The sequence below is a fragment of the Paenibacillus sp. B46(2026) genome, assembly GCF_056786355.1.
Genome location: NZ_CM165907.1, coordinates 5,111,092 through 5,124,404, shown reverse-complemented (window position 1 = coordinate 5,124,404; position 13,313 = coordinate 5,111,092). Strand labels below are relative to the sequence as shown.

Genomic DNA, 13,313 nt, shown 5'->3' with positions numbered 1-13,313 from the left:
AAGAAGAGCCATACAGTCGTTAACTGTGTGGCTCTTCTTTGGGTTGGCGTTTATCGGCATAGTCGTCCAAACAGCGTTGACAAATGCACGATTTTCGGCGCTGCTCTGCCGGAATGCGGTCGAATACACCTTCGGGGAAAGTAGCCCGGTTACACCAGCATTCCGAATGAGGATGTCCTGCGGCATAGGAACAGCGATTAGCTTCCCCGCATAACGGGCAGACAAGAACATCGATACGGGTGTGCTCTTGATCGTTTTGTTCTGCAGACATTGGGTTCTTTCCTCCCTGTGAATAGCTACGAGCTGAAGTTGAACATACTGGTCCCAGTATAACAGAAATGTGCTGGTGATTATGGATTTCACTGTGTATATATGACGTCCAGTTCACCACATCTGTTTCTCCCATTGGCTATTCTTCAGGCGGTAATTCAATCTGTAGGCCTTCCACATGTTTGCGTCCCATCAATTTACGCTTCTTACGATTTTCCTTTGTTTCTAGCACAATGTCCAAGTCATAATCGTCACCTGGATAAAGCTCATCTGCGGATATATGCAGGGTCAGGCGTTTCTTATGAATTTTGACTTTGCGTCCCCGTAGCATGACCCCGATATTTCCACGGCTATCCTCCACATCACAGACGATGCCCGACTGATTAAGATAGGCCGCATACACCCGATCTCCTTTGCGAAAAGTTTTGGCAGGAGCAAGAGAATCCGACTCTCTGGTTGTTGTCTTTTTGTGGAGACCGACTGAATCCTTTGACTGCTTCGACTGATTCCGCTTGGACAACTCTGCTGGGCCGTCTGATTCTGTAACGGAACGATCAGGCGTCAGGGCCGGTGTTTCCAAAGGAGGTGACGTGAACACGAATGTACGATCTCTTGAAATACTTTGATTCGACAGGGACTTGGATCGCTCGATAATCCGTTGTGGCATGCCCAGCTTTAATGCGATGGAATAAGCATAGCTCTCACCAGCCTCTCCGATACGCAATCGATACAGCGGCTGGAGAGAAACGGTATCAAATTCCATACGGGCATTTTCAAATCCTGGCGTGGCAGCAGCAAAATGTTTGATTTCACCAAAATGTGTTGTCGCCACAACGGTTGCTCCGCGGCTGTGCAGCTCCTCCAGCATGGCGATGGACAGTCCAACACCTTCACCGGGATCTGTACCGGAAGCCATCTCATCAATGAGCACCAGAGTTGATGGATTGGCCTGTTCCAGTATGCCAATCATATTGCGAATATGTGCAGAGAATGTACTGAGTGCTTGTTCCATACTCTGTCCGTCACCAATATCAACCGCTACCTCGTTATAAACAGCCATCTCGCCACCTTCCTCTACCGGAATAAGCAAACCGGATTGCATCATCAACGTGAGCAAACCTAGCGTTTTGAGTGCGACCGTTTTACCACCGGTATTGGGGCCAGTAATAATGAGCGACGAGTACGTTCTGCCAATTGCAAAATCAAGTGGAACCATGGAAGAACCCATGAACGGATGACGTGCACGTTGAAGGCTAATTTGACCCTGAGTATTGACTCGAACGGTACGTCCATCCATGGTGGCCGCATATTTGGCTTTGGCAAACAGGAAGTCCAATACACCTACCGTTTCGGTGTTCAGTGCGATTTCACGGCTATACGATTCGGCCAGGGAGGTTAAATCACCGAGAATTCTCATCTCCTCTCGGGACTCCTCAGCTTGTAGAGCGGCCAATTCCATCTGTAAACTTACTAACTGGGCAGGTTCGATATATACGGTTTGCCCGCTCCCCGATTCATCCAGCACACTGCCTTTCACCTGTTTGCGGAACTCTTTCTTAATGGGCAGAACCGTTCTTCCTCCGCGTTGGCTGATGACATGTTCCTGCATAATGGAGCGATGTTTGCTCACCAGAGAATCAAGCTTTCGTTTCATGCGCTCCTCATTCACCGTCATTTTTTTACGAATTCGAATTAGTTCCTTGCTCGCCTGATCCTGAATGCGTCCACTATGGATGCAACGCTCGATCTCACTCAGCAAAGGTTCGATCAGAATCATGGATGCTGCATAGCGACTGACGGTGGGAGCAACCGCTAATTTGCCCTCCATGTATTTCATGAGTTGTGCACAGCTTCGCAGGAACTGAGCGAGATGACTGAAGTCACGTTCACTGAATAGATAACCGGTACCGAGCAGATCCATAATCGTTTCCATTCCGTCCAGTGAAGGAAGGGGGATGCTGGCCCCGAAGCGAATCAATGCAGCCGCTTCTGCAGTTTCCTCCAGGCGAATTTGAATCAGGTGAGCGTCAACCATTGGTTTCAGTTCTCTGGCATAACGCTTGCCCAGATAAGACAGGGCACAGTCTGCAACGTTTTTTTGAATTTGTGGATAGCCCAAACTGTTTAAGGTGTTTTCATTCATGCGTGATCTCTCCTTGGATTTGAATTGGGATTTCAGTTAAAGCGGTGAAACGTATTCCTGAAAACGCAAAAAGGGCGGAGAATGAACAAACGTCATTCTCCGCCCTAAACGTATGGGAAAGCAGAGTCCACTACAGGTCTATATTAAAAAATCCGCGCTGAACACAGCGCGGAAATAGACCCGGACAACTACAATCCCGGAGGCGATTTATGATATCCGCTGTTCTTAACTAAGTACAGGGATCTGGCGCATCATGAAATACACGTATGCCATAAGGGCACAAGCGCAATGAAAGGCCAAACTCCTGAATATGAAACTTGGTTAGTTAAGAACATTCACCGACATTAAAAATCTCTCCTTCGACTTGAGGAATATGCAACCAATATAAACTGGAAATTGGTTTGAAGTCAACCTTTAGAATAAATGAGTGGACTTGAATAGGAATGGGTTTTAAAATAACAATAGTAAAATAATCCAATGAAAGCGATTTTATAAGAAGGAGGATGCTCTTCTTGCCTAAATATTTATTGCGTTTGCTTTGCTTTACCCTGATCCTCGGAGCCCTTCCGGTTATTGTAATTGGTTCCGTATCGTATACGATTGCATCGCGTGACATTGAACAGAAAGTGCGTGAGAGTAATCTTCAGATATTGCATCAGACCCAAATGCGGGTAGAACAAGTTTTGCGCAGCCTGCAATTATCATCCATCCAGTATGTCAATTCGCCTTTGGTACTACAAGCGATGAAGAAACCACTGGACAGCAGCGAGTTTCAGGAGATTCGTGATCTGACATCCGGCTTTAACAATTTGCAAGCGGTTACGAATATTGACCAAGCCTATCTGGTTAATCTGGATGAAGATTGGGTCGTTTCGATGCGTTCTTTTGGCAAATTGGATGATTTCAGCATTCGAGACCGAATTGGCTCCTACCTAAGTTATACCAACAGCCTGTTCTGGGTCACTCAGAATGCCAGTTCAGCCAAAGAAAGTGTACCTGTGTCAGCAGGTATGGGTGAATTAACACCCGAACAGGCACCTACCCTTATTTCATCGGATAATGTGGTCAGTATGGTATTCAAAATCCCGATGGTACCGACGAATGTGAAACCCAAAGGTTTTCTGGTCATCGATATTGCTGACACGGAGCTTAGCACATTTCTGAGTCGGAATCCGAATTCCGGGGACATGTACGTTCTGGATCGGGAACAGAAATATTTTTTGAATGATACAAGTCAAGGTGCGAAATATGACACTTTAAATAAGGAGATCCACGAGATCGTCCAGACGACAGGGGAACCTGAGGGTTTCTTCAGTGCAGAGGTGGAAGGTAACCAAGTGGCAGTTAGCTATAGGCAATCTCCGCTCAACGGCTGGCTGTACGTGTCCGTTGTTTCCCTTGGACAGATCACGGCCCAGTCGCAGAAAATTGCTCTGGTTACCGGTGTCGCTACGCTAGTTATGTTATGTGTAACGGGACTGTTCGCCATATATGGCAGTCGGCGGATGTACTCACCGATCTCCAGATTGCTGCAGTTTACAAAGGGGTTGGATTCCCCAGTTGCTCCGTCAGGACGCCGTCAGGATGAATTTATCTATATTGAGGAGCAATTGTCAACCTTGTTCAGTTCGGAGAAAACGATGCGTGAGCAAATGAAGGGGCAGCATGTGCACCTCCAGGAGTTTTTTATGACCAAACTGCTGACAGGCAAAATCTCGGAAGAAGATTTCAGATATCAGGGAGAATTGTACGATTTTCCGACAGGCTGGACCAATCTGGGCGTACTTATGCTCCAGATCGATACGTTGGAAGGGACCCGATATGAGGAACAGGATCGGGACCTGCTGCTGTTTGCTGTCAACAATATGGTAGGTGAGCTACTTCCTTCGGCAGTTCGGTTCACCCCGGTCATGCTGGATGATGCTCAAGTCACCGTACTTGCCTCCGAACTGACGGATGAGGTGAAGCTGAAGGAATGGATGCATACCCAGGCAGACTGGATTCGCGAACGTGTGGTGACCTATCTGAATCTGCCCGTAAGTATTGGCATCAGTCGTTCTTATACTTGTATTGGTGATACGCCAAGAGCGGTTCAGGAGAGCCGCGAGGCTCTGCAAGGCCGGGTAAGTCTGGGTAGCCGTATTATTTTGCATTACGAGGATATTCAGCCACGTGGTCAGATGGAGGCCGCACTGTATACCCAACTACGTATGATTGAGGATCAGCTCGCTTCTGCACTCAAGCAAGGAGATGAGGAGAAGACGGATGCGTACTTTAAGCAATATTTGGGGCTGCTTGCAGACAAGAAACTTCATTTCAGTGAATATCCCGTCATTATGGTTCAGTTGTTGTCTCGTGTATATCAGCTTGTGCAGGAGCAAGGTGGGGATGTAGCCGAAGTACTGGGTGAAAAAGCATCGATGGCACATTTGCTGAAGTTGTCCACATTGGACGAAATGACCAATTGGTTCCGCAAGCGGTTGTTCCTGCCCGTCATCCGTTTCTGGCGAGAACAGGAAGAATCCCAATACATGAATATTGCAAGACGCATGATTCGATTAATCGAGGAACGTTATGATCGTGAATTATCGCTGGAAGCCTGTGCTGCTGAGCTTAATTTTCACCCTGTCTATCTAAGTCGGGTATTCAAGAAGGAAGCAGGAGTCAATTTTACGGAATATCTCGCAGAGTACCGCATGGAAAAAGCGAAGACATGGCTGCAAACAACGAATCTTAAAATATCGGAGATCGCCGAGAAATTAAACTATACCAATCCAACCGCATTCATCCGTACGTTTCGCAAAATCACAGGGACGACCCCCGGCAAATACCGGGAGCAGCAGCGATAAAAGAAGCCTGCTCTGCCTGCCATGGCAGGCAGGCTTTTTCATGTCTGGATGAAGGAAGAAGGCCGCTTCTGCCATGAAGTTAAGACAGGAATATGGGGGTTGAAAGCAGTTCATTTCCCCTTTAAACCTCATGATGAAAATGGGCTAAACCCTTGCTGCACAAGGGAAAACAAAAGGATAAAACGAGACGATAGCCAGTCATTCGTTTATCCGCCACAATGAAGACATGAATTCAGGAAGTGATATTTTGTAATCGTTTCCAATGTGGGGAGGAAGACAATATGAAAGCCGAAACGGCGGCTCGAACACGGCCCGCTACCCGCAGTGACAAAAACCTGCTGTGGAGAGACATTATCAAAAACCGGTGGCTTTATATCATGTTAATACCGGGTGTGCTTTACTTTGTTATTTTCAAATACATACCCATGTATGGCATCACGATGGCTTTTCAGGATTACACGCCTTACAAGGGCATCTTGGGAAGTGAATGGGTAGGGTTCAAACATTTCCAGCGTTTTTTCAGTGAACCGCAGTTCTGGACATTATTTCGAAATACGTTTTTGCTTGCCATTTATAACATCGTGTTCTTTTTTCCACTGCCGATTGTATTGGCCCTCATGATGAATGAGGTTCGGCGTGAACGCTTCAAACGATTTGTACAAACGCTAGTCTACGTTCCACACTTTGTTTCCTGGGTTGTTGTTGTTGGTGTGTTCTACATGCTGTTCACAACAGAGGGCGGCGCCGTTAACGAATTGCTCTATAACCTGACAGGGCAAAAGGTGGCTTTCTTGCTTGAACCGGGATGGTTCCGAACCATGATCGTCGGACAATCCATCTGGAAAGAGGTTGGCTGGGGCACAATTATCTTCCTGGCGGCACTTTCGGGTGTAGATACACAGCTCTATGAAGCTGCACGCATTGATGGTGCCAGCCGCTGGCGTCAAACCTGGCATATTACGTTGCCGGCTATTCGCAGTACCATCGTCATTTTGCTCATTCTGCGTCTGGGCAATTTCCTGGATACAGGCTTTGAACAGATCTTCCTGATGCTGACTCCGACGAACCGGGATGTGGGCGAGGTATTTGATACCTACGTGTACACGAAGGGTCTTACTCAGGCACAGTACAGTTATAGTGCTGCTGTCGGGTTGTTCAAATCGGTTGTCGGGCTGGCGCTTGTCCTTGGTGCCAATACGCTAGCCAAAAAATTCGGGGAGGAAGGCGTCTACTAACCTTCGGGAGCAGACGTTCTTCACCAGACAGGAGTGAACATTAAGATGCAACAGGATAAAACGTGGGGCAACCGGATCTTTGATTTTGTAAATCATGGCTTGCTGCTGTTAATTGGAATCGTGACCGTCATCCCGTTCATTTATATTTTGGCCGTCTCGTTTACCAGTCCGCATGAAGTGGCTAAGGGAGGATTCATTCTTTTTCCAAAAGAGTTCTCTCTGGCTGCGTACCGTTACATTTTCTCTACAGATACCTTGATTCGCAGTCTGGGCGTATCGATCTATATTACGGTGATTGGTACCTTGATTAACCTGCTGTTTACGTCACTTATGGCGTATCCGCTCTCCAGAAGATATTTGCGTGGACGGCAGCCCATTTTGCTGGGTGTATTGTTCACGATGCTCTTCAGTGGCGGGATGATTCCAACGTACTTTGTCGTAAAATCCTTGCACCTGACGGATACGTTGTGGTCGCTGATGCTACCTACTGCTATTAGTGCATTTAACTTGATCGTACTCAAAAACTTCTTCCAGGCCATTCCCGACGAACTGGAGGATGCAGCCAAAATTGATGGATGTAACGATGTCAGCGTATTGTTCCGGATTGTACTGCCTTTGTCCATGCCAGCGATGGCGACATTTTCACTCTTTTACGCGGTGGCCCACTGGAACAGTTTCTTCAGCGCTGTTATCTATATCAACGATAGTGAGAAATGGCCTGTCCAAGTCTGGCTGCGTGAGATTGTCATTCTGGCACAGAGCCGGATCGGAGATACGAGTATTGAAGAGACCGAGATCCAGCCGCTGACCATTCGCATGGCGGTTATCGTATTCTCCACGATCCCGATTATGCTGGTGTACCCATTCCTGCAAAAGCACTTTGCCAAAGGAGTGATGCTGGGTTCGGTGAAAGGTTGAGTCGGCAGATGGTTCAAAGTCAGATCATTATGACTGTATAAAAAAGGGAGGTTTTCATGTTATGAAAGCAACAAAAAAGAAAGCCGTAGCTGTCTTGAGCACACTGGCACTGGTGACAGGTTTGCTGGCAGGATGCGGGTCAGATGAGGGTCAGGCTGCCGAGGGCGGCGTACAGAATGTGTCCATAGCCATTGCACAGGTGGGTGATGTGCCAAGCAAAGGCAATGAAGTTCAGCAAAAGATTGAAGCGTATACCAATACCAAACTGGATATCCAGTGGATTCCGGCTTCAGCGTACAATGACAAAATTAACGTGATGATCGCTTCAAGCGATATGCCGAAAATTGTGAAGGTGCAATATAACCCAACGGTGACCAACGCGATGCGCAACGACGTGTTCTGGGAAGTGGGGCCTTTGCTGAAAGATTACAAAAATCTGTCGGCACAGAACGAGCGTTTTTTTGACAACATCAAGGTAGAGGGCAAAATCTATGGGGTTCCCGTATTCTCGGATATTGCGCGGGCTACAGTGATCTATCGCAAGGACTGGTTCGAGAAGCTGAATCTTAAGGTGCCAACGACACCGGATGAATGGTATGAAACAATCAAGACACTGGCAACCTCCGATCCGGATGGAGATGGTCAGGATAATACGTTTGGGCTGATGCTTTTCAAAAAATATAATGAGGACCAATATTCCTTCACGACACGCCTTGGCGTAAGTTTTGGTGCACCTAACAAGTGGAAGGTTGAGGACGATGGCAGCTTCACGCCGGAATTCATGACACCGGAATATATGCAGGTGCTGGATCTGCTGAAACGTTTGTACGATGAGAAACTGCTAAATCAAGACTTTGCCGTATTCGACTCTACGGAAGCGGAGAAAAAGTATGATTCCGGTGTTGTTGGTATCCGTGTTGGGGTTGCGCAGAACGGTAAAAGTCAGCAAGAGCGTTTGTCCAAAAACAATCCGGATGGTGTGGTAGACATCGCTGGTTTGCTTGGAGCGAACGGAGATCGTGTTGCAGGACAGACGGGTAACTCCGGAATTCTGGCATTCCCTAAATCGACGGTGAAATCGGAAGAGGAACTGAAGAGTCTGCTCTCCTTCCTGGATAAACTGATGGACCCTGAGATGGCCACCCTGTTGATGCGTGGTATGGAAGGCAAACATTACACCAAAGTGGGCGAAGATCAAGTGGAGATGAGTGACTTCGATGCATTCCAGCGTGAAGTGAAACCTTACCGTGACAATCTTCCTTATGTGGAAGGATATAACGTACCGAAATTGAAGGATACTGAACTGGGTGAAAAAGGTACGGCACTTGCCAAGGAACTGGCGGAGCATGCTGTGCCAAACCCTGCGCTGACGTTATATTCTCCAACGTATGGTGACCGTGGGGCGGATCTGGATCAGGTGATTGCCGATGCGCAAACCAAATACATCATGGGCAAAATCGATCAAAGTGGCTGGGAAAAGGAAATTGAGAATTGGGGCAACGCTGGTGGAAACAAGATTCGTGAGGAGTATGCCGAAGACTATAAAAAACAGGCTCAATAAAGAGCCGGAAGCGGAGGCTTGATCATGAAGGAAACCTTGCAATTCACATCGGTGCGTATGGCGCAGCAGTTCATGGAAAGTTATCGTAACCATGAGTTGTACTCCACTTGGCATTATGAGAACGGCTGCCTGCTGAAAGCGCTGGAGGAGCTGTATACGCATACGGGGGAGCAAAAGTATTTTGACTACATCCGGGAACTGATGGATCATTTTGTGCAGGAAGATGGCTCGATTCGCTCCTATTCGGTCGAGGAATATAATCTGGATCAGATCAATCAGGGAAAATCGCTGTTCCTGTTGCATGAGAAAACGGGAGAAGAGAAGTACCGCAAAGCTGCGGAGTTGCTTATGACTCAGCTCAAGGGACAGCCACATACGAGTGAGGGCGGATTCTGGCATAAAAAGATTTACCCATTCCAGATGTGGCTGGATGGATTGTACATGGCTACTCCGTATCTGACTCAGTATGGCGCAGTGACAGGGGATGAGAAGTGGTTCGACAAGGCTGCTCTGCAGCTCTTGCTAGTGGAACAGCGCACACGTGATCCGCGTAGCGGTCTCTTGTACCATGCCTGGGATGAGAGCAAAGAGCAGCGCTGGAGTTCGGGAGAGACGGGATGTTCTCCGCATGTGTGGAGCCGGGCAATGGGCTGGTATGTGATGGCGGTTGTGGACACATTGGATCACCTGCCGGTAGATCATCCGCAGCGCGGACAGATTGTGGGCATCTTCGAACGGGTGGCGAATGCACTTGTGCATGTGCAGGACCAACAGACTGGACTATGGCCACATCTGCTGGATCAGCCGGGACGTGAGCGGAATTATCTGGAGGCATCCGGGACCTCGATGTTTGTCTATGCATTGGCCAAAGGTGTGCGTAAAGGATATCTGAGTGGCAAGTTCAAAGCCGTTGCTGAAAAAGGATATCAGGGTCTGCTTCAGCATCTGCTGCAAACGGACCGTGAAGGCGTGCTGTCCCTGACGCAGTGTAACGGCGGAGCAGGTCTCGGAGGAAGCCCGTATCGTGACGGGTCATACGAGTATTATGTGACTGAATCCATTCGGATCAATGATCCGAAATCGGTTGCTCCGTTCATTTTGGCGGGAGTGGAGATTGAACTGGCGTAATGCTGGTTCTTTTCTTCAGATTATTTATGATAGCGCATTCATTATTTAATCCAAAGGAGAGATGGTTCATGAGTCCAAAAGGTCCAATGTCCCGTTTAGGCGGAATCGTTGTAATTGGTGCAATGTCCGCTGGGCTGCTTGCAGGTTGCGGGGGAGAGAAAGCGCCTGCTGCAGGGGAAGGTAAACTTCCCATTTCCATCTCTTTAATGCAGGTAGGTGATATACCCGCCAAGGAGAACGGGATTGAACAGAAGATTGAAGAATACACGAATACGGATGTCAACGTACAGTGGATTCCGCAGTCTGCTTTTGATGATAAAGTGAACGTTATGGTTGCTTCAGGTGAGATGCCTACCATTATGCGTGTGAATTATGTACCGACAACGTTTAATGCCGCCAAAACGGGACTGTTCTGGGAACTGGGGCCGTACCTGAAGGATTATAAGAACCTGTCTGCCCAATCCGAGGCTTATTTTAACAATATCAAAATTGAAGGTAAGGTATACGGCATTCCCAACTTCAGGGATATTGGACGGACCGCTATCGTATATCGCAAGGACTGGTTTGATAGATTGAAGCTGGATATACCCAAAACGCTGGATGATTGGTATGAAGTAATGCGCTCCATACGCAAGGACGACCCGGACGGGAATGGCAAAGAGGATACGTATGGTGCATTGTTATTCAAAAAATATAACGAAGGTGTCTCTTCCCCTCTGACTCGGATCGCTGTAAGTATCGGCGGCGTTAATAAATGGGGAGTGGACGATGCCGGGAAATTGACCCCGGAGTTCCTGACCACTGAATATGTGGATACGATGAAGCTCTTCAAGCGTCTGTTTAGCGAGGGACTGATTAACAGTGATTTCCCAGCTCTTGACCCTTCCGATGCGGACAAAAAAATGGATTCCGGCCTGGTTGGCATGAAGCTGAATGGTGTGGCCCAGAATGGAAAGTCCTCCCAGCAGCGGCTTACGCCTAACGCTCCAGATGGAGAGATTGATGTGGCTCCGTTCCAGGGAACCGATGGCATTCGAATCGCCGGGGAGCCAGGGAACTACGGAATGCTGGTCATCCCGAAGGCTTCCGTACCGGATGAGGAGCAATTGAAGCAGGTTCTCACATTCCTGGATCAGTTAATGGATGAAGAATTGAGTACGTTGCAGCTCCGTGGATTGCTTGATGTGCACTACACCAAGACTGCGGATGGCAAAACTGAACTAAAGGATTTCGATGCTTATCAGCGTGAAGTGAAGCCATATCGTGATAATCTGTTAAGCATTGAAGGATATAACGTAGCTGAACTGGTCGATGTTCCGATCGGCATGAAAGGAACGAAAATGGCGCGTGAGAATGAGCAGTACGCCATTGCCAATCCGGCACTCACCTTGTCTTCGGTAATCTATACCGAGCGTGGTCAGGAGCTGGATCAGATGATCTGGGATGCGCAGACCAAGTACATTATGGGTAAAATCGATGATGCAGGTTGGGAGCAGGAAATAGCAAGCTGGAGAAAAGCCGGTGGTGATCAATTGATCACAGAACTGGAAGCATCCTACAAGGAGTTGAATGGAAAATAAAACGGGATTGAGCAAAAAAGGTTGATTAAATGGAATGATATGGTTTATTCTATGAGTGAGTTTATTTTCCCAATATCATAAGAAAGACCACACCCTTAAAGCATAAGGCTATGAATCTGCGGATTTATGGCCTTTTTTTGTGTTTTGAGCGAATGCAGTGGGTCTATGGAAGGAGGGGGGCATACCTTGAAGTGATGGGGATGGACGAAAAATAATACCAATAGCCTAGTACAACATGGTAGAATATTGATTATTATGGCAAATTTAGGTTTTGGTTATGAAGAGAAGTGACTAGGTTGACCAAGTAAAGCATCCCCATACTAAGGTACATAGGAGCGTGAGTAGATTGAAGAAACAGATTAAAGGTCACGAGAAGAAGAAAAAACGGAATGTTTGGATCGTCGGGTTGTTAACGACAACTGTATTAGCAGGAACGCTATTGCCTGTTGGACCGATACATTTGACGTCAACAGCGAGTGCTGCATCGGGTACAAGTAGCAACGCCCTGAGCAAGTTCAAGGATATTAAAGGCCACTGGGCTCAAGCAACGATTGCCAAAGCTTATGAAAAAAATCTGATCTCCGGTTACCAGGACGGAACGTTTCGTCCCAATGGCAAAATCACGCGTGGGGAATATGCGACCATACTTGCCCGGGCGACTGGACTAGAGAAGGTAGAGGGGCAGAATCCGTTTTCCGATCTCAAGGGACATTGGTCTGAAGCGGCGGTTAGCCAGCTTGTGGGACAAGGATTCATTAACGCTGGTGATTACGCCAAAGGGTTCAATCCGAATGCGGAACTGACACGTTACGAGATGATGAAATGGATTGCCAATGGACTGATCAAGTCCGGGAGCAGCTTCCAAGATGCTTTTAATGATACGAAAAATACACTGCTTCCCACACCGGAAGTGAACCGTGGCACCATTCGGCCCGAGCAGATTCCGTATCTTGCCCTTGTTCGTGGGACAGGCATTGTGGGTGGATTTCAGGATGGCACATTAAAACCAGCGGATTCCACCACTCGTGCAGAAGTATCAGCCATTTTGCTGCGTTATATGGACGTGGAGGGCACGGACGCCGCGAAGTATAGTGACCTGAATGAGATGAGAGAGGTCGGCACAACGGGTACGAATTTAACGACGATTAGTAATTATAGGTATAGTTCAGGTTCGATCATGATATCCGATTTATCCAAAGGAAATATAAATTTAAGCAATAAATCCGGTGTATTAAAAATTCATCGGTTTATCGTTGTAGACGCTACTCAAAATAAGCCGAAGGGTATTTACGCGAAGCTTTTTCTTCCGGATAAGTATGCAAGTGGCTCCTATAGAACTTTTGCAGATGTGTCATTTACATCTTACTTAGAAACCTCGAATTTAATTACATTTAACCAAGGTCTTTCGGATTCGTTAATACAATTCAATCGTCTTGATTTAGACTTGGCTAAGAAACAAAGTAATGTGACAATTCCTATGGACTCAGGAGAACTTATAAAAAAAGGATTACAGAAAAGATTTTGGACTACATCGACTTTAAGGAATAAATCTTGGTCTTATTTTTTGAAATCAGATACAGAAGGAGAATTTAAAATTCAAAGGTAGTCTTATCAGGATGGTGAGCAAGT

At 47.2% G+C, this 13,313-nt stretch carries 9 protein-coding genes; 7 read left to right on the top strand and 2 right to left on the bottom strand.

What is annotated here, in order from left to right:
* Window positions 1-19: 19 nt before the first annotated feature.
* Complete coding sequence (locus AC1S8V_RS22820; RefSeq protein ID WP_482070900.1) at window positions 20-271, bottom strand: cysteine-rich CWC family protein; 252 nt, start codon at window positions 269-271, stop codon at window positions 20-22.
* 138 nt (window positions 272-409) lie between these two features.
* A complete protein-coding gene (locus tag AC1S8V_RS22815) occupies window positions 410-2,413 on the bottom strand; it encodes an endonuclease MutS2 (protein WP_482070899.1) in 2,004 nt (667 codons plus the stop codon).
* A 512-nt stretch (window positions 2,414-2,925) separates the two neighbouring features.
* Here AC1S8V_RS22815 and AC1S8V_RS22810 point away from each other — a divergent pair.
* From AC1S8V_RS22810 to AC1S8V_RS22780, 7 genes are all read left to right on the top strand, one after another.
* Window positions 2,926-5,262, top strand: coding sequence for an AraC family transcriptional regulator (locus tag AC1S8V_RS22810; RefSeq protein WP_482070898.1), 2,337 nt, complete (start codon window positions 2,926-2,928; stop codon window positions 5,260-5,262).
* Between the two features lie 281 nt (window positions 5,263-5,543).
* The gene (locus AC1S8V_RS22805; RefSeq protein ID WP_482070897.1) at window positions 5,544-6,497 is read left to right on the top strand and encodes an ABC transporter permease; all 954 of its coding nucleotides are present in this window, start codon (window positions 5,544-5,546) and stop codon (window positions 6,495-6,497) included.
* Between the two features lie 45 nt (window positions 6,498-6,542).
* Window positions 6,543-7,415, top strand: coding sequence for a carbohydrate ABC transporter permease (locus AC1S8V_RS22800; RefSeq protein ID WP_482070896.1), 873 nt, complete (start codon window positions 6,543-6,545; stop codon window positions 7,413-7,415).
* A gap of 61 nt (window positions 7,416-7,476) precedes the next feature.
* Window positions 7,477-8,976: an extracellular solute-binding protein gene (locus tag AC1S8V_RS22795; protein WP_482070895.1), complete on the top strand. Its 1,500-nt coding sequence runs from the start codon at window positions 7,477-7,479 to the stop codon at window positions 8,974-8,976.
* 24 nt (window positions 8,977-9,000) lie between these two features.
* Window positions 9,001-10,104 carry a glycoside hydrolase family 88/105 protein gene (locus AC1S8V_RS22790; RefSeq protein ID WP_482070894.1) on the top strand — a complete coding sequence of 368 codons (1,104 nt, stop codon included), beginning with the start codon at window positions 9,001-9,003 and terminating at the stop codon, window positions 10,102-10,104.
* A 68-nt stretch (window positions 10,105-10,172) separates the two neighbouring features.
* The gene (locus tag AC1S8V_RS22785) at window positions 10,173-11,684 is read left to right on the top strand and encodes an extracellular solute-binding protein (RefSeq protein ID WP_482070893.1); all 1,512 of its coding nucleotides are present in this window, start codon (window positions 10,173-10,175) and stop codon (window positions 11,682-11,684) included.
* Window positions 11,685-12,030: 346 nt separating this feature from the next.
* Window positions 12,031-13,290 carry an S-layer homology domain-containing protein gene (locus tag AC1S8V_RS22780; RefSeq protein WP_482070892.1) on the top strand — a complete coding sequence of 420 codons (1,260 nt, stop codon included), beginning with the start codon at window positions 12,031-12,033 and terminating at the stop codon, window positions 13,288-13,290.
* Window positions 13,291-13,313 lie beyond the last annotated feature (23 nt).